At 38.3% G+C, this 21,150-nt stretch carries 17 protein-coding genes; 11 read left to right on the forward strand and 6 right to left on the reverse strand.

Annotation, left to right across the window (positions count from 1 at the left end; translation table 11 throughout):
* Positions 1-557 precede the first annotated feature (557 nt).
* Positions 558-3,314, forward strand: a complete 2,757-nt coding sequence (mgtA, locus tag WA249_RS16625) for a magnesium-translocating P-type ATPase (protein WP_336170393.1) — start codon at positions 558-560, stop codon at positions 3,312-3,314.
* A gap of 15 nt (positions 3,315-3,329) precedes the next feature.
* Positions 3,330-4,049 (forward strand): MgtC/SapB family protein, encoded by a 720-nt coding sequence (locus tag WA249_RS16630; RefSeq protein WP_336170360.1) that lies wholly within the window; start codon positions 3,330-3,332, stop codon positions 4,047-4,049.
* 73 nt (positions 4,050-4,122) lie between these two features.
* Here WA249_RS16630 and WA249_RS16635 read toward each other — a convergent pair whose 3' ends face one another.
* Positions 4,123-5,295 (reverse strand): benzoate/H(+) symporter BenE family transporter, encoded by a 1,173-nt coding sequence (locus WA249_RS16635; protein WP_336170362.1) that lies wholly within the window; start codon positions 5,293-5,295, stop codon positions 4,123-4,125.
* Positions 5,296-5,481: 186 nt separating this feature from the next.
* Between WA249_RS16635 and WA249_RS16640 the strand changes: the two genes are divergently transcribed.
* Positions 5,482-5,955 (forward strand): Lrp/AsnC family transcriptional regulator, encoded by a 474-nt coding sequence (locus WA249_RS16640; protein ID WP_336170364.1) that lies wholly within the window; start codon positions 5,482-5,484, stop codon positions 5,953-5,955.
* Between the two features lie 51 nt (positions 5,956-6,006).
* On the opposite strand, the gene leuE is transcribed toward WA249_RS16640, so the two are convergent.
* From leuE to WA249_RS16655, 3 genes are all read right to left on the reverse strand, one after another.
* Positions 6,007-6,657: a leucine efflux protein LeuE gene (gene leuE / locus WA249_RS16645; protein ID WP_336170366.1), complete on the reverse strand. Its 651-nt coding sequence runs from the start codon at positions 6,655-6,657 to the stop codon at positions 6,007-6,009.
* A gap of 74 nt (positions 6,658-6,731) precedes the next feature.
* Positions 6,732-7,721: a transaldolase gene (gene tal / locus WA249_RS16650; RefSeq protein ID WP_336170368.1), complete on the reverse strand. Its 990-nt coding sequence runs from the start codon at positions 7,719-7,721 to the stop codon at positions 6,732-6,734.
* 130 nt (positions 7,722-7,851) lie between these two features.
* On the reverse strand, positions 7,852-8,745 hold the full coding sequence (locus tag WA249_RS16655; protein WP_336170370.1) for a LysR family transcriptional regulator: 894 nt from the start codon (positions 8,743-8,745) through the stop codon (positions 7,852-7,854).
* Positions 8,746-8,835: 90 nt separating this feature from the next.
* On the opposite strand from WA249_RS16655, the gene aceI reads away from it, so the two are divergent.
* Complete coding sequence (gene aceI, locus WA249_RS16660) at positions 8,836-9,270, forward strand: chlorhexidine efflux PACE transporter AceI (RefSeq protein ID WP_336170372.1); 435 nt, start codon at positions 8,836-8,838, stop codon at positions 9,268-9,270.
* Between the two features lie 63 nt (positions 9,271-9,333).
* On the opposite strand, the gene WA249_RS16665 is transcribed toward aceI, so the two are convergent.
* A complete protein-coding gene (locus WA249_RS16665; RefSeq protein WP_013197427.1) occupies positions 9,334-10,905 on the reverse strand; it encodes an acetyl-CoA C-acetyltransferase in 1,572 nt (523 codons plus the stop codon).
* A gap of 235 nt (positions 10,906-11,140) precedes the next feature.
* On the opposite strand from WA249_RS16665, the gene WA249_RS16670 reads away from it, so the two are divergent.
* From WA249_RS16670 to WA249_RS16680, 3 genes are all read left to right on the forward strand, one after another.
* The gene (locus WA249_RS16670; protein ID WP_336170376.1) at positions 11,141-12,532 is read left to right on the forward strand and encodes a 3-oxoacyl-ACP reductase; all 1,392 of its coding nucleotides are present in this window, start codon (positions 11,141-11,143) and stop codon (positions 12,530-12,532) included.
* Positions 12,533-12,607: 75 nt separating this feature from the next.
* On the forward strand, positions 12,608-13,462 hold the full coding sequence (locus WA249_RS16675; RefSeq protein ID WP_336170378.1) for a MaoC family dehydratase: 855 nt from the start codon (positions 12,608-12,610) through the stop codon (positions 13,460-13,462).
* A gap of 71 nt (positions 13,463-13,533) precedes the next feature.
* Positions 13,534-14,796, forward strand: coding sequence for a serine hydrolase domain-containing protein (locus WA249_RS16680; RefSeq protein ID WP_336170380.1), 1,263 nt, complete (start codon positions 13,534-13,536; stop codon positions 14,794-14,796).
* Between the two features lie 47 nt (positions 14,797-14,843).
* Here the strand turns inward: WA249_RS16680 and WA249_RS16685 are convergent, their stop codons facing one another.
* Entirely contained in the window at positions 14,844-15,422 is a 579-nt protein-coding gene (locus WA249_RS16685) for a TetR family transcriptional regulator (RefSeq protein WP_336170382.1), read from the reverse strand.
* 125 nt (positions 15,423-15,547) lie between these two features.
* Between WA249_RS16685 and amvA the strand changes: the two genes are divergently transcribed.
* From amvA to dnaX, 4 genes are all read left to right on the forward strand, one after another.
* Positions 15,548-17,035 (forward strand): multidrug efflux MFS transporter AmvA, encoded by a 1,488-nt coding sequence (amvA, locus tag WA249_RS16690; protein ID WP_336170384.1) that lies wholly within the window; start codon positions 15,548-15,550, stop codon positions 17,033-17,035.
* Positions 17,036-17,294: 259 nt separating this feature from the next.
* Entirely contained in the window at positions 17,295-19,076 is a 1,782-nt protein-coding gene (gene cpaA / locus WA249_RS16695; protein ID WP_336170386.1) for a metalloendopeptidase CpaA, read from the forward strand.
* Positions 19,077-19,098: 22 nt separating this feature from the next.
* Positions 19,099-19,731, forward strand: coding sequence for a metalloprotease secretion chaperone CpaB (cpaB, locus tag WA249_RS16700; RefSeq protein ID WP_336170388.1), 633 nt, complete (start codon positions 19,099-19,101; stop codon positions 19,729-19,731).
* 123 nt (positions 19,732-19,854) lie between these two features.
* Positions 19,855-21,150: DNA polymerase III subunit gamma/tau (gene dnaX / locus WA249_RS16705; protein WP_336170390.1), on the forward strand; the 1,296-nt coding region annotated here is incomplete at its 3' end.

The raw sequence follows: 21,150 nt of genomic DNA on the forward strand, positions 1-21,150 counted from the left end.
TAGATAATATTATTTTAATAAAAAGTTACAAAAAACACCTTGTGTGTTGCAGGGTAAAACATATACTTGCCGCGAGTTTATTTAATGGAGATCCTAAATGGGTAGTTGTTCGAGGTTTGAGTTTAATTATCAATTAAACCAAAGCTACTGCTGAGCAAGATAACCTTTAGGAGGAGCTATCTTGCAATGAGATAGCTTTGTTAAAAATTAGATTAAACCCATACAAATTACTTTATTTGTAATCATGTACTTCAAGCACTTATCTGTTTAGTTTCTCGCTGAAATGGGGAGAAGCCAATGTTTTTATATGCTTCCACAAACTGTTATGACTACCAAGTTTCAATTTTGGTAAACAATTCGTCTAATACTATTCAAAGTATTCGAACTATGTTCAATATCGTGACTTTCCGTCAGCGTTGGTTCGGCTTCGGGTTAATTTTCTCTTCTTCATCGTAAGTCTACGAACTTCTATTCCTTTCTAAGTTTAAAATTTTAAAAGACTTTATTTTTCAATAAGGTCGAGAGCTTTGTACGCCTAAAAAATGGAGGATTTCGTGATGAAATTCTGGCAACGACTCTTCACAGCATTTTTACAAAGATTTCATTTGATGCGCTTTTTTGGTCGTAATCGATCTTTCAAAGAGCTACATCAATCTAGCTATGCTCAAGAAATTAGCAAAAATTTATCTACGCGTTTGCTCAATGCATCAAGAGCCCAAACAAGTGATTTGTTAAAACAATTCGACACTCATTTCACGGGGCTTACAGAAGAGCAAGCGTATATACAACAAACGGCAGTGGGCCTCAATGAGATCACTCATGAAAAGCCATTAACTTGGTGGCAACACCTTTGGTATTGCTATCGTAATCCGTTCAATATTTTGCTTAGCCTTTTGGCATTAATTGCTTTCTTTACCGATGATTTAACTGGTTCAAGCATTATTAGTGTCATGGTAATTCTTTCAACACTACTTCGTTATTGGCAAGAAGCAAAATCAAATCAAGCTGCGGACGCCTTAAAGGCAATGGTGAGTAATACTGCTACAGTACTCCGTCATCAAGTAAGTGCAGAAGATTTAGAACTTATGCAGCAGCGCTATGGAATTGATATTCAAAATCAGACCAATAACCAATTTGAAATGCCAATTCAATATTTGGTTCCAGGTGATGTGATTTTATTATCTGCCGGCGATATGATTCCTGCTGATTGTAGAATTTTAAACGCTAAAGATTTATTTGTTTCTCAAGCTGCAATGACAGGCGAATCAATGCCGGTCGAGAAATTTCCCTTACAGAAAAATCTTGAAGAGAATAGTGCTTTAGAGCTAGATAATATTTTATTCATGGGGACGAATATTGTTTCTGGTTCAGCTCAGGCAGTTGTTCTAAGCACTGGCATCCAAACATATTTTGGTGCATTAGCTCATCGAGTTACGGCTTCTGATCGGAGTACAACAGCATTTCAAATGGGTGTTAACAAAGTCAGTTGGTTACTCATCCGATTTATGTTGGTGATGGCACCTGTTGTACTTTTCATTAATGGTTTCACCAAAGGTGATTGGACAGAGGCATTTTTGTTTGCATTATCTGTTGCTGTGGGACTCACACCAGAAATGTTACCGATGATTGTCACTTCAACATTGGCAAAGGGTGCAGTTTTCTTATCTAAAAAGAAAGTGATTGTTAAACGTCTGGATGCTATCCAAAACTTTGGTGCAATGGATGTTTTGTGTACGGATAAAACCGGAACGTTGACTCAAGATAAAATCTTTTTATCACATCACATTGATGTTCATGGAGAAAAATCAGATTTCGTACTCATGCAGGCTTTTTTAAATAGCTATTATCAAACAGGTTTGAAAAATTTGCTTGATGTAGCTGTGTTAGAGGCAGTTGATGATCAGATCAAAACTCAAAAGTTGCGCTATAAGAAATTAGATGAAGTTCCTTTTGATTTTGATCGCCGCCGTATGTCCGTCGTTGTGCAAACTCCCCAAGAAAAAGTGCGTATGATTACCAAGGGCGCAGTTGAGGAAATGTTAAAAGTTTGCCGTTATGTTGAGGTAAATGGCAAAGTAGAACCTTTAACAAAACAACGTGAAGTGGCGATTGAGGCATTGACTCAACGTTATAATCAAGATGGTTTAAGAGTCGTTGCTGTAGCATATCGCGAGTTCAATAATAATCAGGAAAATTATTCAGTTGTTGATGAAAGTGATTTGATTTTAATCGGTTATGTCGCTTTTCTTGATCCCCCTAAAGACTCTGCTCGAGAAGCAGTGCAGAGCTTGCATGCCCATGGCGTAACGGTAAAAGTGCTTACTGGTGATAATGAATTTGTCACTCAAAAAGTATGCCGAGAAATTGGTCTTAATTATGATCAGGTGCTACTAGGCGGTGTAATTGAAACATTAACTGATGAGCAGCTCAAAAGTGCAGTAGAGCAATATAATATTTTTGCTAAATTAAGCCCAGTACATAAAGAACGTATTGTTGAACAATTAAAAGCAAATGGTCATGTGGTTGGTTTCTTAGGAGACGGTATTAATGATGCCGCTGCTATACGTGCTGCTGATATTGGTATTTCAGTAGATACCGCAGTGGATATTGCTAAAGAGTCGGCAGATTTAATTTTGCTTGAAAAGAGTCTAATGGTACTTGAAAAAGGGGTAATTGAAGGCCGTAGAACTTTTGCCAACATGCTTAAATATATCAAAATGACGGCCAGTTCAAATTTTGGTAATGTTTTTTCGGTATTAATAGCGAGTGCTTTTATTCCATTTTTACCAATGTTACCTATTCACTTACTTATTCAAAACTTACTTTATGATGTTTCACAAATTGTGATTCCATTTGATAACGTTGATGAAGAGTTAATTGCAAAACCACAGAGTTGGCAACCTGAAGAAGTAGGCCGCTTTATGGTTGTGTTTGGACCAATTAGTTCGATTTTTGACATTATTACGTTTTGTTTGATGTGGTTTGTGTTTTCGGCAAATACCCCTGAGCATCAAACTTTATTCCAGTCAGGCTGGTTTGTTGTGGGGTTACTCACCCAGACATTGATTGTTCATATGATTCGTACTGCTAAAGTTCCTTTTATTCAGAGTCGTGCTGCAGCTCCATTGTTAGTAATGACAGTTGTGATCATGTGTATTGGTATTTTCTTACCAATGGGACCTTTAGCAAGTTATTTAAAACTGCAAGCTTTACCATTAAGTTATTTCTTATATTTGCCTTTAATTTTAATTGCTTATATGTGTATTACTCAATGGGTAAAAAAAATCTACATCCGCCGTTACGGCTGGCAATAAAATAATAGGTGCAAGATGAAGTTGCAATTTCTACAACATACAGACTTATCTAATATTGCGGATACTTTAATTAGTCTCTCGGTTGCTTTTGTTTTGGGAGCATTAATTGGATTTGAACGTCAATATAGGCAACGTACGGCTGGCCTTCGGACAAATGTTCTGGTCTCTGTCGGTGCAGCAATTTTTGTAGATGTTGCAACTAATCTTACCGGAGCAGATGGTGCTGTTCGAGTAATTGCTTATGTCGTTTCTGGCATTGGCTTCTTGGGTGCAGGTGTCATTATGCGCCAAGAGGGCAACATTCATGGCTTAAATACCGCAGCTACATTGTGGTGTTCAGCAGCTGTGGGAGCTGCTGCCGGTTCCGATTTAATTATTGAAGCAATATTGGGAACAATCTTTATTTTATCTGCCAATACATTATTAAGACCAATTGTACATATCATTGATCGTCGTCCATTAGACGATGACTCAGAGGTGTTACATGTAATTTATATTATATGTGATCGAAGTCAGAGCAAAGTGGTTATGGATGAATTAAACCTAACGTTGAAGCATCATAATTATCCTCCCAAAGACATTGATGTGACACCTTTTGGAGAGAAAGAGGTTGAAATAGAAGCGACGCTAATTGCGACCTCAATTGAAGCAGAGGAAGCGCAACATATTATTAACCACTTAAATGCTATGCCACAAGTACGACAAGCTTTTTGGGATAAAAACGCAATTAATTAATTTAATAACACTTTGCATTTAACTGTTTATAAGATTCTTTAAATGGTTAAGCGCAAAGTCTTTATTTTAAGTTTTATTTTTTGGCTTTAAATTTAAGTACTATAAATACAATAAGACCGACAATCAGTCCCCAAAAGGCTGAGCCAATACCAAAAAATTGAATGCCTGAGGCACTGCATAAAAAGGTAAATAATGCAGCTTCGCGGTCTTCAACCTGAGCAAATGCAATGGCAATGTTGTGGCTGATCGTACCAAATAATGCAATGCCGGCTAAAGCTACAATAAAGATATGAGGAAAAGACATCAGCAAACTTGTGAGTGTTGCAGCAAACAAGCCCATTAAAATGTAGAAAAAGCCACAGCTCATGCCTGCAATATATCGTTTAGTTGGGTCTGGGTGGACTTGATCGTCTAAGCTTACAGCCGCACTAATCGCAGCAATATTAACGCTATAGCAACCAAAAGGTGCAAGCAAAACTTGGGTTAAACCTGTCCAGCCAATCAGTTGATTAACATTGGGTTTGTAGCCATAACTTTTGATCATGGCAATCCCAGGTAAATATTGCGAAGCCATACTAATCACAAAAAGTGGCAGAGCTAAGCCCAAAAGAGCTGACCAGCTAAATTCAGGACTAATCCAAACAGGTTTAGCCAAAGACCAGTGAAGTGTAGGTATATGAAAGTCTAAAAAAACAGGGCAGAGCACAACACCTGCAAGAGCGGTAAACACAATGCTATAACGCGGCCATAATCTTTTTGTAATGATATAAATCACGAGCAAAGATAAAACGAATGCCCAATCATTTTGTAAACTTGCAAAAAGTGAAATACCAAATTTGAGTAAAACCCCTGCAAGCATGGCACTGGTTAAGCTTTGAGGAATATATGAAAGCGCTTTTTGAAATATACCTGAAAAGCCTAAAACAGCAGTCAATAAACCGCCTACTAAAAAAGCACCAATCGCTTCATTTAAGCTATACCCACTGCCTGTTGCCATAATTAAAGCGAGGCCTGCGGTTGACCATGCCGTTGCTACGGGATATTTAAATTTCCAAGAAAGTATGAATCCTGATAAACCAATACCTAAGCCTAAAGCCCAGAACCATGAGGTGATTTGCTCGGCTGAAGCACCTAAAGCTTGAGCAGCCTGAATCACTAAAATGGCCGAAACACTAATACCAATAAGGAAGGTAATGAAACCAGCAAATACGGCTGGAATAGAAAAATCTTGAAGAATCTTTTGCATGGCTAAATGTTCTAAATCCCTGAAAAATTAATATGTTTCTGCCTTTGCTTTCAGCTAGATAAATCTAGCAATTTTTTTAAAGAAGGTGCTTTCTATTTTTAACTTAAAATCGAAATAATATTTTTAAAATATTGAATAATGCTATTATTTCTTCCGTAAATAACACAAAATTTGGGATATTGTTTTATGGAAGAGCAGGCTGAAAGTTTGACAGTTCTTGAACTTAAAATTATGCGTGCTTTACAAGAAAATGGGCGCTTAAGTAATGCCGAATTGGCTAAGCTCGTAGGCATAAGTACGTCATCTTGTTGGAATCATACTCAGCGTCTTTTTAAGATTGGGGCAATTCTAGATGTACGCGCTCGGATCAATCCGAGCATGGTGCAACGTGATACGGTAGTACTCGTTGGAGTGGTTTTAGACCGCTCAACCCCAGACAGCTTTCAAGCATTTGAACAAGCATCAGGTGATTTGGAAAATGTTTTAGAGTGTTATCTGGTTGCTGGAGAAGTCGATTATTTTCTAAAAATTCGTGTTAAAGATTTAGCTGCGTTTAACCGATTCCATAGTGAAAAGATTATTGCTTTACCTGGAGTAAGGCAGGTCAGAACATTTTTTGTGCTCAATGAAGTTAAAACTGATGGCATGCTGGCATTTTAACAGCTCATCATGTTTTAACTTTATAATGCATAAACCGATAGGTAAAGATTATTAGATCGTTGAGGTTGCTAGTTTTAAACCGAATCCGAAAAATAGAATTCCGACTAAAAAAATACTACTTGCTGCAATTTTATGGTTTTGTTTAAAAAATGCTGAAAGTTTAATTCCAGAGAAGATTAATGCCGTTAAATAACTAAAGCTAATCATCTGTAAAATAACCGCTAAAATTAAAAAGCTTAGAGCTGGATAGGCATAGTCGGGTTCAACAAATTGAACAAAGAAAGATAGGAAAAATAAAATCGCTTTAGGGTTGAGTAAACTAATACTGAGTGCTGTTTTATAAGGATGAATTTTATCTAAAGCGGGTAAATCAGCCATTTCAGGTTGTGGTTGATTACGTTGTTTCCAGCGTTGAATACTGCCTTGTAAGAGTTTGAAGCCTAAATAAGATAGGTAAAGTGCACCTGTTAATTTAAGAATAACAAATACCCATGGAAATGCTTTAAGTAGAGAAGCTGCTCCTAGTACGGTACACAGCATTAAAATGAGATCGCCGGTAAAAATACCTAATGCGCCCATATATCCAGTTTTAATACCGTAGCGTGAAGCAATTGACATCACATAAAGAGAATTAGGGCCTGGCAATAACACAATTAGGAATGTACCAATAATATATGTTGTTAGATCTGTTATGCCGAACACGAGAAACCCAATAAAAAACCGATTTTTGCCATGATAACAAAAATCGGTGATTTTGTATGAAAAGTGCAGTTTTTTTAAGGTTTAATTTCAGCATCAATTCCAAAAGATTGACGTAACAAAAGGCTTAATTGGTCACGAGCTTTAATAAAGCCATCAATACCACTTTGTAAAAGTTGGAATGCCATTAAGTCATGATTAAGTTCGTCTTTAAAACTTTGTTCATTTTGAGCTGGTCTCACAATAGCATCTGCTTGCTTTGATTTAGTCGCATCAAGAGCTGCATCAACTGTACGCATATCTTGCTCAAGCTGGCTAAGTAAGCCAGGAGAGATCGTTAGCAAATCACATCCTGCAAGTCCAAGCACTTGATCAATGCTACGGAAGCTCGCACCCATCACTTGAGTAGGAATATTTTGCTGTTTGTAGTAAGTGTAGATTTTCTTAACTGAAACCACACCTGGGTCTTTTTCGATTGGGTAAGCGTCTACACCTTCAGCCTTTTTGTACCAGTCTAAGATACGGCCTACAAATGGTGAAATTAAAGTTACTTTAGCATCTGCACAAGCTTGAGCTTGATGTAAGCCGAAAAGGAGAGTGAGGTTACAAGCAATACCTTCAGCTTCAAGTACTTTAGCAGCTTGAATACCTTCCCAAGTTGACGCGATTTTAATCAGAATACGTGACTGATCAATACCATAACCTTTGTAAAGTTCACATAATTCATGTGCTTTTTGAATGGTGGCTTCAGTGTTGTATGAAAGTGCAGCATCAACTTCTGTAGAAACACGGCCTTCAATGAGTTTTAAAATTTCTACGCCAAATTTTACAGTTAAAATATCAATGGTTCTTTCAATGAGCTCATCACTTTTATAGCCTTCTTCTTTGGCTTGATAATAAGCATCTTCAATGAGCTCTTTACTTTCTGGTTGTTCTGCCGCTGCCGTAATCAATGAAGGATTTGTTGTTGCATCTAGAGGACGAAATTTACGAATTGCATCAAGGTCACTACTATCGGCAACAACGGTCGTTAATGTTTTTAATTGGTCAAGTGCTGTATGAGTCATTGATATTCAACATCTTCAGTAATAAATCTTATGTTTTCTTTATAGCACAAAGTCTATTCATGCTGTCGATATATCAATTGTTATATTTCAAAGAAAAACGTTTAGATTCTGCATCTCAATTGAAATAATTTTAAGGTACCTGTTGCGTTCGTTGCTTACGGATATGTTCAATGAGGAATCTGGCAGCAGCACCGAGCTCACTTTCACGACTCCATACTAAATCTACGTAATATTCAAATCTTGGAGTGAAATCTAATAAATTCAATATTTTAAGTTTGTTTTTTAATTCAGGGTTTTCTTTAAACATTTCTTGAGGAAGAACACCCCAACCTAGATTGCGTAAAATCATTAAACAAGCAGAATGGTGGTTATCTGTACGCCAATAATGTTTCGAAAATAGCAATTCTGGCTTTAAAGTCTCATCTCGGCTCGCAACTACAATTTGTCGTGTAGTGAGAATCTGCTCATAAGAAACCTGATTTTGGCTTGCTAGAGGGTGGCTATTTGAAATAACTGGAATTAAAGCCTCACGTTTGAGTTCTACAAATTGTTCTCTATTATCTAGGTGTTCGCGTTCAAACATGAGTGCTAGTTGAGCAGATCCATCTAGTAACATTTGAAGAGCATCTTCTTGAGGGGCAGAAACAATATTAATTTGTAGGTCAGGGAAACGACTTTCTAAAAGACAAATATAGTCGGTCCAATTGGTGTGTAAAAGTTCAGAGACAATCACAAGAGTTAAATTAGCTTCTAACCCCGTACTTAACGCGTGAGCATGTTGTTTCCATTGATTCATCTCAATCAAAAGTTGAGATGTCTTTTCGTATAACACCCGTGCTTCGTCAGTAGGGACGGGTTCACGGCCTTTACGGTCAAATAAAGTTAAGTCCAGATCAATTTCTAAGTTGGCAATAGACATGCTTACAGCCGAAGGAACTTTTCCCAGTTTACGTGCTGCTGCTGAAAAAGAGCCGGTTTCAATCACGGCCTGAAACATGAGTAGTTGTTCTTGATTAATATTCATCTGTCAAAAAAACTGAAAGAACCTGATTGGATTAATCAATATTATAAAAATAAAATGCACATTATCCAAGTTATTATTGAGTATTTAAAAATGTTGATTTCCAAGAGAAGGCTCATTCATGCAATCAGTTATGAAGGAATTTTATTGGTCATCATTGCGATTGCATTAAGTTTTATTTTTGATATGCCAATGGACGTAACCGGAACACTCGGTGTGTTTATGGCAGTCGTTTCAGTTTTCTGGAATATGGTTTTTAACCACTATTTCGAAAAAATAGAGCATAAATATAATTGGGAAAGAACGATCCCTGTGCGGATTTTACATGCGATTGGCTTTGAAGGTGGCTTGTTGATTGCAACAGTACCGATGATTGCATATATGCTTCAGATGAGTGTCATTGATGCACTTATTTTAGATATTGGTTTAACCTTATGTATTTTGGTTTATACCTTTATTTTCCAGTGGTGTTATGACCATATCGAAGATAAGTTTTTCCCAGATGCTAAAGCTGCATCACTTCATTAAAAATTAAGTTGTTAAACTAAAAAAGCACCCATCAGGGTGCTTTTTTTATGCCGAATCGTAAAATTATTTCTCTACGATTGCTACAACACCTTCACCACCTGCTGTACAGATCGAGATTAATGCACGGCCTGAACCTTTCTGATTAATCAATTTAGCAGCAGTTGCCAAGATACGACCACCAGTAGCAGCAAATGGATGGCCTGCACCTAAAGATGAACCATTTACGTTCAGTTTAGAGCGGTCAATCGAACCTAAAGGTGCATCTAAACCAAGACGTTCTTTACAGAATTTTTCATCTTCCCAAGCTTTCAATGTAGACAACACTTGAGATGCGAATGCTTCATGAATTTCGTAGAAATCAAAATCTTGAAGTTTAAGGTTTGCACGCTTAAGCATACGAGGCACTGCATAAGCAGGAGCCATTAATAAGCCTTCTTTAGGGCCGTTTTTACCAATGAAGTCAACAGCTGCTGTTTCAGAGAAAGAAAGATAAGCTAAAACTTCATGACCGTTTTCTTTTGCCCATTCTTCAGAAGCAAGCAATACAACAGAAGCACCGTCAGTTAACGGAGTTGAGTTACCCGCTGTCATTGTTGCAGTTTCGCCTTTACCGAAAACTGGTTTCAATTTAGCAAGTTTTTCAACTGTGCTGTCTGCACGTAAATTGTTGTCACGGTTAAGACCTAAGAATGGAGTGATTAAGTCATCAAAGAAACCACGTTCATAAGCAGCAGCAAGTTTTTGATGGCTGCTTGCAGCTAATTCGTCTTGCGCTTCGCGAGTAATACCCCATTCCAAAGCAGTAATTGCTTGGTGCTCACCCATTGAAAGGCCAGTACGTGGTTCACCATTGCTTGGCGCATCAAGAAGCTTTTTAAAATCAATTTTTGTTAAAGCTTTAAGACGGTCTTTACCAGTCTTAGCAACATTCAGCTCAAGTAAAACTTTACGTAAGCCATCACCTACAGCAATCGGCGCGTCAGAAGTTGTGTCTACACCACCTGCAATACCCACATCGATTTGACCAAGTGCAATTTTGTTTGCAACAACAAAAGCAGCTTGTAAACCTGTACCACAAGCAATTTGAATGTCATAAGCAGGAGTTTCAGGAGCAAGATCTGTGCTCAATACGACTTCACGAGTCATGTTGAAGTCACGGCTGTGTTTTAAAACAGCACCCGCAACGACTTCACCAATACGCTTGCCTTGTAAGTTAAAGCGCTCAACCAAGCCATTCAATGCTGCTGTCAGCATGTCAGAATTAGACGCTTTAAAATAAGCAGTATTTGAACGTGCAAATGGAATACGGTTGCCACCAATAATTGCAACGCGGCGAACAGTGTTTTGGCTCATGGTTTTATCCTGTTGAACAGAAGTTTTGGTTTTTGTTGCTTTTGGTGCTGCAACTACATTATTAGAAGATGTAGATGGGGTTGCTGTAGCAGCGCTCTTATTACGAGGGCTACGTGCAGGTGCAGTCGTTGAACGAGTACGTGTCGTTTTTGGAGTATTAGTTGCTGCTTTAGGAGTTGTGCTGTTACGCTTAGCCGTGTTAGAAGCCGGCTTTGATGTATTTGACACTTTTTCCTCAGCAGAATTCTCGACTGCTGGATTTTCTTGAGTTGTCTTGCTCATAAGGCTTTTCCAAGCATATTAACGATATTCTTATAAGCTACATTAACACAATTCAAATAGACCTGTATTGACTAGAATGACATTGTAGATAGCATTCAGGTCAAGACATCCAGAGATGAACTCAAGTATGATTTGGAGTAACTCTAATGAACGACCGATTTCATATTGTTTCTGTCCATCTCATAACATAATGAAGCCTGTCGTAGAAAATTCATTTCTTTGAGAGATAATAATCATGACTGATCAATACCAAGCATTTACACAATCTCCTATTGGTAAATTCGTTGTTAAAAATCTGGGTTTACCATCGCCAGTTGCATTAGAGCGTTTTGAAAGTGCTCAGCCAGTAGTGAATGGTGCAGTATTGGTTGGCGCAGCGCCGTCAAGTGTATTGTCTGGTGCGATTGCACAAGTACTTAGCAATATTCATGCTGACAGCTATGTAGGCAATAATGTTGCATTACAGCAAGAAGCTGCAAAAATTGGTTTAAATTTACGTCCATTCAATGCAGGCGATAAAGAATCAAAATTCAAAGCAGTAGTATTTGATGCTTCTGGTATTCAAAACTCAGAACAGTTAAACGAACTTTATAAATTCTTTAACCCGATTGCACGTCAAGTTGCTACTTCTGGTCGTGTGATTGTGATTGGTACAACGCCTGAAACTGCAAAAACTGTAAAACAGGCGATTGCTCAGCGTGCACTTGAAGGCTTTATCAAATCTGTAGGTAAAGAATTTAAAAAGGGTATTACTGCGCAAGTTGTCTATGTTGATGAAGGTGCTGCTGCAAACCTTGAATCAACTTTACGTTTCTTGCTTTCTCCACGTTCAGCTTATGTGTCTGGTCAAGTCATCCGTGTTTCTAAAGCAGATGTGGTTGATGTTGATTGGGCAAAACCGCTTGTTGGTAAAACTGCATTAGTAACTGGTGCGAGCCGTGGTATTGGTGAGGCAATTGCACATGTGCTTGCACGTGATGGCGCTCATGTTATTTGTTTAGATGTACCACAACAACAAGCTGACCTTGACCGTGTAGCTGCTGACATTGGTGGTTCTACATTGGCAATTGATATTACTGCTGCTGATGCGGGCGAAAAAATTAAAACTGCTGCGGCAAAACAAGGCGGTTTAGATATTATTGTTCATAACGCGGGTATTACTCGTGACAAAACTTTGGCAAACATGAAGCCAGAGCTTTGGGACTTAGTAATTAACATTAACTTGTCTGCTGCTGAACGTGTAAATGACTACTTGTTAGAAAACGATGGTCTAAATGCAAATGGCCGTATTGTTTGTGTATCATCAATTAGTGGTATTGCAGGTAACCTTGGTCAAACTAACTATGCTGCATCTAAAGCAGGTGTGATTGGTTTAGTTAAATTTACTGCACCTATTCTAAAAAATGGGATTACCATTAACGCAGTAGCTCCTGGTTTTATTGAGACACAAATGACTGCTGCGATTCCATTTGCAATTCGTGAAGCTGGTCGCCGTATGAACTCAATGCAACAAGGCGGTTTACCTGTTGATGTAGCAGAAACGATTGCATGGTTTGCATCAACTGCTTCTACAGGCGTAAACGGCAACGTTGTTCGTGTCTGTGGTCAAAGCTTGTTGGGCGCTTAAGCACTTTTAGTTAAATAGGGGGTGCTTGTGCATCCCTTTTTTATTAAAGAATCTATAAATTATAAAAGGTTAGGTATGAATACTCGTCATTTTAGCCAGCTACCGAAAGCGGCATTGGCTTACCCAAAAGTGGTGCAAGGTTTAATTTTTAAAAAACCTAAAGGCCCAAAAATCTTGCCGCAAGTGGAATATGTGGTAGATCGTCTTGAAATTGATCAGAGCCATCTCAAAGCTTATAACGAAGTATGTGGCTTCAAAAATAATGGCTTTGTACCCGCAATTTATTTGGCTGTGCTTTCTCAAAGTTTGCAAATGCACATGATGACGGCAGAAGCCTTTCCATTTCCAATTTTAGGTTTAGTGCATATCCGTAATCAGATTAAACAAACCAGACCGATTGGTGTGACTGAAAAACTCACTCTGTCATGTAAATTTGGGGAACTAAAACCACATGATAAAGGTGTTCAGTTTGACTTTATTACCACGGCAAAAGTTGGCAATGAAGTAGTGATGGAAGGCTTAACGACTTATTTATCTCGTCAAAAAGTCGAGAAAAGAGTAGGTGAGAAAGCCAAAGAAGAACAAGCGCCAGCGTATGTTCCAAAGGCCCAGTGGGATATTTTAGAAAACACAGGCCGCCGTTATGCGAAAGTGTCTGGTGATTTTAACTTAATTCATATTCATGCTATTACAGCAAAAGCATTTGGCTTTAAGCAAGCCATTGCACATGGTATGTGGAGCAAAGCTAAAGCACTAGCAAACCTTGAATTACCAAATGCTTATGAAGCAGATGTGTGGTTTAAGCTACCAATGTTCCTACCGTCAAAAGTTGAGTTTTTAACTGCCAATGCAGATAAAAAGACTGATTTCTTGATTCGTAATGCAAAATCGCAAAAACCGCACGTTGCAGGAACAGTAAAAGCATTATAAAAATATCAGCAGCCTGAACAGATGTTTGGGCTGCTTTTGAGCAAAATAACAAAAAATGCAAGGAACTTCATGTGATTAAAGAAATCTTACTGGCCGATACCCATAACTATCACGGTATTTTAGATGAACGTTTTATTGATTTAGCCCACCAATTTAGCCGTCTTCAAGATGCTAGAACAGGACAAGGTGGAGCTGCATTAGCGGTTTATTTTAGAGGCCAGAAAGTTGTAGATATCTACACCGGTCTAAAATCACAAAATGAAGCTTGGCAACCTGAAACTTTGGCAGTTTGCTACTCTACAGGTAAAGGCGTACTTGCAACTTTAGCGCATATTTTAGTAAGTGAAGGTTTTTTAGAATACGACAAACCGATTGCGACTTATTGGCCTGAGTTTGCTCAAAATGGTAAAGAGCAAATGACTTTACGTCATGTGCTAAGTCATCAAAGCGGCATGTTTGATATTCGAAATACCATTGAAAGTGCAAGAGAAATGCTCGACTGGTCACACATGTTAGAGGTAATGGCTGCGGTTAAACCTAGATTTCCTGCTGGACAGGGCAATGCTTATCAAGCGTTAACATTTGGTTGGCTTGTCGGTGGAGTACTTGAAAAAGCAACTGGTCAATCTTTAGATCAGCTTATGCAAAGATATCTCGTTGAGCCTTTGCAGTTAGACGGCGCTTATTTTGGTACGCCTGCAAGTGAGCTGGAACGTGTAGCACGTTTAATTATTCAACCAAAACTAGAAAAACCAGCATCTACTACTCAGGCTGAAAAACCTAAAAAGCCTCAAGTACGCAAGAGTTCACTTTCTGAAAAAATGATTACGTGGACGGGGCAAGACCCGCAAGATTTTCAGGATGCCATGATTCCTAAAGGAATGAAGCATTTTAGTTTCTTTAGTGATGAGGGGCTTCAGGCTGTCATTCCAGCGGCAAACGGTACGTTTACTGCAAATAGTCTTGCTAAAGTTTATGCGATGCTGGCAAATCAAGGTGAATGGGATGGACAGCAACTCATTCGCCCAGAAATATTTAAAGAGCTCAGTACCATTCAAAGTTATGCACGTGATCGTGTCATGCCAATTCCGATGAATTGGCGCTTAGGATATCACCGCATTATTACCATGGGTAAACGCGCTAAAAATGGCTTTGGACATATTGGTTACAATGGTTCAGGGGCGTGGTGCGATCCTGAGCGTGACCTGAGTTTTGCCTATACTCATAACTTCCAGATTGGTTCAATCACGGGTGATTACCGTTTGTGGGGGCTGACTCAAGAAGCCTTACGTTGCACTGACCAAATTTTAAAAGGCCGTAAAGGCTGGTTCTAATTTTAGTGTTTTAAAGCTGGTATTCTAATTAATGCCAGCTTCTATATTTATAATAATTCTAGGCGAATAATCGCTTCAGTATGACGCTTGAAGTCTTCTTCAGCTAAACCGTGTAAACCAAGTTGATAAATACCTTCTAATCCGCATACAAAGGCAATGAGCCGCCAAGCTATGTCTGTTGAATTAGATATATTTTTAAATTCACCTTCTTTTTTACCACATTCAATTGCTTGCACAATTGTTTGATGCCAATTCTGCATGGCAAGGTTATACGCCTTTCGTATTTCAACATCTTGTTCAATCAAGAGTTCTGCTTCATTCCATAAGCGTAAGTAGGGCTGAAGTCTATCTATATTTTCAGCGCCTAATAAGATGAATAGCCTTTGAAATTGGCTAGTCGTTTTTAGGGTTTGTTCAATTTCATCAAGCTGTTCCATCAGCTTTAAAAAAGCTTCAGCTTTTAAATGAGATGCCGAAGAAAAGTGGTGGTGAACTTGTCCGGTTGATGTTTGTGCTTCTGTTGCGATTCGGCGTACCGTCATGGCTGTAAAACCTTCAGCCAAAGCAACTTGCATGGCAGCTTGCAAAATCATTTCTCTGCGTTGATCGCGATTAAGATAGGCCATGTTTCTTTCACCTGACTGAATTCGACACAAATTACATTAAAACTAAAAGTTGGACAAGTGTCCAATTGTGTATATAATAACCATGATTTGAACACATGTCCAAGTTTTGGATATCGAAGAGCGTTATGCAAAAAAAATGGTTAATCCTGACAATTATCGTCCTTATATATTTACCAGTTACGATTGATGCAACGGTGATGCATGTTGCAACACCATCTTTAAGTGCAGCATTGAATTTAACCGCCAATCAGCTTTTATGGGTCATTGATATTTATTCACTGATCATGGCGGGTTTGATTTTGCCGATGGGTGCACTTGGTGATCGTATTGGCTTTAAAAAATTATTATTTATTGGAACTGCAATTTTTGGAGTCGGTTCCCTAGCTGCGGCTTTTTCTCCAACAGCTTATGCCTTAATTGTTTCCCGTGCTGTTTTAGGTCTAGGGGCAGCAATGCTTATTCCAGCCACTTTATCAGGCATCCGTAATGCTTTTACCGAAGAAAAGCAGAGGAATTTTGCACTTGGTCTTTGGTCTACAGTGGGTGGTGGTGGAGCAGCTTTTGGTCCATTGGTTGGTGGATTTGTACTAGAACATTTCCATTGGGGAGCAGTATTCCTCATCAATATCCCGATTATTTTAGTGGTTCTGGTTATGATTGCGATGATCATTCCTAAACAACAAGAGAAAACTGATCAGCCAATTAACTTAGGGCAAGCTTTAATTTTAGTCGTGGCAATTTTAAGCCTGATCTATTCAATCAAATCGGCGATGTACAACTTCTCGGTACTTACAGTCGTGATGTTTGTGGTTGGTATAAGTACTTTAATCCACTTCATTCGAAGCCAAAAAAGAACGACCACGCCAATGATTGATCTAGAGTTATTTAAACATCCAGTGATTTCTACCAGCATTGTCATGGCTGTGGTTTCCATGATTGCTTTGGTTGGCTTTGAATTACTTTTGTCTCAAGAGTTGCAGTTTGTACATGGGTTTTCACCATTACAGGCAGCCATGTTTATTATTCCATTCATGATCGCGATTAGTTTAGGTGGTCCATTAGCTGGAATCTGTTTAAATAAATGGGGACTTAGACTTGTATCTACTGTTGGTATTTTAATAAGTGGATTTAGTCTATGGGGGCTTGCCCAGCTTAACTTTTCGACCGATCACTTTTTAGCGTGGACATGTATGGTCTTTTTAGGCTTTAGCATTGAGATTGCCTTACTGGCTTCAACTGCTGCGATTATGTCATCCGTTCCACCTCAAAAGGCAAGTGCAGCAGGTGCGATTGAAGGTATGGCCTATGAGCTTGGCGCTGGTTTAGGTGTCGCTATTTTCGGATTAATGTTGTCTTGGTTTTATAGCCGCTCAATTATTTTGCCGGCAGAGCTTCCATCGAACTTAATTGAAAAAGCGAGTATATCGATTGGTGAAACCATGCAATTAGCTTCTAACCTTGAAAGCCCTTTGGGAGGGCAATTAATTGCAGTTGCTCAGCAAGCTTTTAGCTATGCGCATAGTTGGGTGCTTACCATTTCAGCTATTTGTTTCTTCCTTTTAACTGTATTTGTCTGGTTTAGCTTTCCAAAGAAAGTAAATCAAAAAAACTAAAATAGAGGATAAAAAGAGAGATTATCTTTCTTTTTATCCTTATAAATCTTTTTAATATTTTCCTCATATTGAAATATTTTGGTTATTTAATTCTCATAACAAAATTATTCTTTAATCGGTTTCATGTTTTTATTTCAAAATGATTCAATATTCATGTAATTGAAATTTAATGAAAAATGAATTGATCGAAAATTGACTGTAAAAAAATGGTTTGTTAACCTGCTATTCGAAAATCTAAAAACAAATAAAAGAGGCAGCTGTGAATTTTAAATTAAAAACATCACTCATTATTGGAGCAATTGTTGCGTCTTCACTTGTATATGCCGCAACTGTACTTTCACCAAATCAGAATAATAATAGTGGATCAATTCCATCTGGTTATTCAGATTTAGAATTTTCTTTAGCAAATGGGAATTGGGTCAAAAATCTCTCTTTACCGGCAAGCGCTAATAATTCGGACAAGATTACAGTTCGTTCTAGTGCCGCTTATAGTAGTTATTTAGATACTTCTAATACGAATATTCCGTTAGAAGTATTGAAGATAAATAGTGGAGATGTTTATCAATTTATCTTTAATAGCAGCCAAAATAAATGGATCGCTCAGTTAGCAACAGTGAGTCCTACTAATGGTGCGGCCTATGAAGTCGTTCCATTAACAACTGCATCAATGCAAAAAGTACTTATTCAAAATGACAAATGGGCACAAACCATTGCATTACCGAGTGATGTACGTGATGGAACAACCGTACAAATTGTTTCTACAGCAAGTGCAAGCTCAGAGATTGATAAAACAAATTTACTATTCCCGAGCAGTTTCTCATTAAAAAATGGATCTGAATATTGGTTTAAATATTATTCTGCTTTAGGAAAATGGGTTCCAGAATATATAAAACCTCAGAAGCTAAATGTTCAGCAAATCGGAACATCTTTAGCCGCGGTAAGTAGCCCGCTAACGGAAGTTTCATTTGGAGATGGAAATTGGGTTTCGAATTTCACTTTACCTACGACTGCAAGTGATCGAGATAGAATTATTATCAAGTCTACAGCGACTTGGTCTGCAAAAATCAATAATACCAATGTTAATAGCCAAGCGTCTTTAACGCTTAAAACAGGCGATCAATATGAGTTTATGTATGTACGCGACAAAGGATATTGGCAGCTGATCTCTTCACCAACAAAGGTAATTGATTCAACGGCAACGATCCCTGCAACTTTACCAAATATGACTCAGCCCACTTTAAAAGTAAAACTGTCTACAGCAAATTGGCAGCCGACCTTGCAGCTACCAGCTCAAGCTCAAGTCGGGGATAAAGTTGTTATTGTGTCGAATGCATCGGCAGACACTTTGATTAATGCGGCTAATGGTTTGTCGACAGCAATTAAAAATGGTGAAAATCGCCGTTTTATTTACACCGCTCAAGGCTGGACAGTAGATAGTTATACAATTGATATGTTGTTAGTTTCTAGTCCAGAAGTAAATGCAATTTTAGGAGAGAGCGCTGCAAAACTAAGAATGATTGAAGGCGTAAATCTAACAAACTTAACCGCTGAAAATTCAAATGCGCGTTTTTACTTAAGAGATGTGGGCTATTTAACTTATAAAATTCCTGCTGCCACTTTAAAAGAAGCGATCTCGACTGGACGAGATGACACGACGGTACAAAATGAGCGAAAACGTGTATTGGCAGACGGTGTTTATTATCAAGGTAATGAACCTGGTGATGGTGGTTGTGGTTGGGCTTGGATTAATGCTTCTGCATATAATATGATTGGTGCAAATGATATTGCAGGTTGTTCTTTCGCAGCCATGCGCCATGAAGTTGGGCATAATCTTGGTCTGTACCATAATGGTTCAACCAACATTGGTTCAGGTTTTGCCCATCCGTTAGGAAGTACCGCAATGGGTGGTAATAATATTAATTTCTATTCTAGCCCGTATCTTTATAACCCTAAATATGGTGTACGTTTAGGTGAAGAAGGAAAAATTGATGCTGTCAGTGTTATTAATATGAATGTGCAGAAAATTTCTCTATATAACTAATCTCTATTTTTAGCTGTAAATAATGAAGAAAAATAAATTGTTAATAGGAACTGCTATCACCTGTGTGGCGCTAGCGGTTCTCATCTGGCTCGCATTTTCACAGCAGAGTTCTTCTGCTTTAACGTCATCTTTAGAAAGTCGGCAAGAGTCTGGGACAAAACTGGCAGATAGTCAGAACGAATTTGCTCGTCAAAATATGCTGAATTTGAGTTCATCAGAAAAGGAAAAGTTGTCTAGGCAACAAATTGTTTTTAATGAAATAGAAAAGGATCAATTACCTTCGAATGTTAATTTTCCGCTGCTTAAAAATGCTAAAGGTATGGTCATTAAATATGATCCAAATGTGATTGAGCTTAAAAAAGTAGGTGATACGGTTAAGTTTCAAATGTTGGAATATGGCATTAACCGCACAGGAAAAATTGTAGAGATTGAACCTGTTGATCAAGATATTATTCGATGGACTGGAAAATTTGATCAGGGCGATCCGAATCAGAATTTCTTTACCATTACCCAAAGTCAAAAAGACCATTATACGATCATGCAGATTTTTACCGAAAAAGGAAATTATTCTGCTGAAATTAAGGACGGAGTTGGGTTAGTACAGACGATGGATGATGGAGTAACTGATCAGGAGCTACATCATGATCATCCATAGACAAATAAATGGTTCTGGTAGAGAAAAGAAGCCAGTTCGCAGTTTATCTGTACGGATATGAGCTTTTTGCGTTCACACTCTTTTAAAAACAAAGTATGCTTATGCCTGTAACAAGGAGCATACATGTATCAAGTACTTGCTAGAAAATACCGTCCACGTAATTTCAATGAGTTAGTGGGGCAAAACCATGTTTCTCGTGCATTAAGTAGTGCATTGGAACGTGGTCGTCTACACCATGCTTATTTATTTACAGGAACGCGTGGTGTAGGTAAAACTACAATTGCACGTATTTTAGCCAAGTGTTTAAACTGTGAAACGGGTGTGACTTCTACGCCATGTGAAGTTTGTGCAACCTGTAAGGCAGTAAATGAAGGTCGTTTTATCGACCTGATTGAAATTGATGCGGCTTCAAGAACAAAAGTAGAAGATACGCGTGAACTTTTAGATAACGTTCCTTATGCACCAACGCAAGGCCGCTTTAAAGTTTACCTGATTGACGAAGTGCATATGCTATCGACGCATTCTTTTAATGCGTTATTAAAAACACTAGAAGAACCACCAGAACACGTTAAGTTTCTTTTTGCCACGACTGATCCGCAAAAGCTACCAATTACAGTCATTTCACGTTGTTTGCAATTTACCTTACGACCATTAGCAGTTGATGAAATTACAAAGCATCTTGGCGCTATTCTTGAAAAAGAACAAATTGCTTCTGACCAAGATGCAATTTGGCAAATTGCCGAATCTGCTCAAGGTTCATTACGTGATGCATTATCTTTAACTGACCAAGCGATTGCTTATGGTCAGGGTGCTGTACAACATCAAGATGTTAAAGAAATGCTTGGGTTGATTGACCGCACCATTATTTATGATTTGATTTTAGCGATTCATCAGAACCAACGTGAGAAAGTTAGTCAGCTTTTATTGCAATTTAGACATCAAGCGCTAGATGTTTCACTTGTGCTTGATCAGTTGGTTTCGACAATGCATGAATTGGCAATTTTGCAATATTTACCTGATTTGAGTTTGAAATATAGCGAAGAAATCAATCGCAAAATCATGCAACTGTCCAAGCTGATTTCTGCTCAAGATTTACAATTGTATTATCAAATTGCATGTAAAGGCCGTTCAGACCTACAACTTGCCGTGACGCAAGAACAAGGTTTTGAAATGTGCGTTTTACGTTTATTGGCATTCCGCCCTTTAGCGCCTAATGAAATTTTAGTTTCAGAGCCTGTTCAACAAAATGAGCAAGCAGTGGTAGGGCTAAATCAACAGGCTCAGCAAACAGTTCAGGAGATTACTCCAGTAAATACTGTTCAGCCAGTTGAAGTTATTAGCCAACCCGCTATGGTTGAACCTGAACCTGAACCTGAACCTGAACCTGAACCTGAACCTGAACCTGAACCTGAACCTGAA

The sequence above is a fragment of the Acinetobacter sp. 161(2023) genome (genome assembly GCF_037027805.1).
In the GTDB taxonomy this organism is placed as follows: domain Bacteria; phylum Pseudomonadota; class Gammaproteobacteria; order Pseudomonadales; family Moraxellaceae; genus Acinetobacter.

Bases quoted from the DNA above. Each gene is read 5' to 3' on its own strand.
- mgtA (WP_336170393.1), top strand. From the start codon at position 558: ATGAAATTCTGGCAACGACTCTTCACAGCATTTTTACAAAGATTTCAT.
- WA249_RS16630 (WP_336170360.1), top strand. From the start codon at position 3,330: ATGAAGTTGCAATTTCTACAACATACAGACTTATCTAATATTGCGGAT.
- WA249_RS16635 (WP_336170362.1), bottom strand. From the start codon at position 5,295: ATGCAAAAGATTCTTCAAGATTTTTCTATTCCAGCCGTATTTGCTGGT.
- WA249_RS16640 (WP_336170364.1), top strand. From the start codon at position 5,482: ATGGAAGAGCAGGCTGAAAGTTTGACAGTTCTTGAACTTAAAATTATG.
- tal (WP_336170368.1), bottom strand. From the start codon at position 7,721: ATGACTCATACAGCACTTGACCAATTAAAAACATTAACGACCGTTGTT.
- WA249_RS16655 (WP_336170370.1), bottom strand. From the start codon at position 8,745: ATGAATATTAATCAAGAACAACTACTCATGTTTCAGGCCGTGATTGAA.
- aceI (WP_336170372.1), top strand. From the start codon at position 8,836: ATGTTGATTTCCAAGAGAAGGCTCATTCATGCAATCAGTTATGAAGGA.
- WA249_RS16665 (WP_013197427.1), bottom strand. From the start codon at position 10,905: ATGAGCAAGACAACTCAAGAAAATCCAGCAGTCGAGAATTCTGCTGAG.
- WA249_RS16670 (WP_336170376.1), top strand. From the start codon at position 11,141: ATGACTGATCAATACCAAGCATTTACACAATCTCCTATTGGTAAATTC.
- WA249_RS16675 (WP_336170378.1), top strand. From the start codon at position 12,608: ATGAATACTCGTCATTTTAGCCAGCTACCGAAAGCGGCATTGGCTTAC.
- WA249_RS16685 (WP_336170382.1), bottom strand. From the start codon at position 15,422: ATGGCCTATCTTAATCGCGATCAACGCAGAGAAATGATTTTGCAAGCT.
- amvA (WP_336170384.1), top strand. From the start codon at position 15,548: ATGCAAAAAAAATGGTTAATCCTGACAATTATCGTCCTTATATATTTA.
- cpaB (WP_336170388.1), top strand. From the start codon at position 19,099: ATGAAGAAAAATAAATTGTTAATAGGAACTGCTATCACCTGTGTGGCG.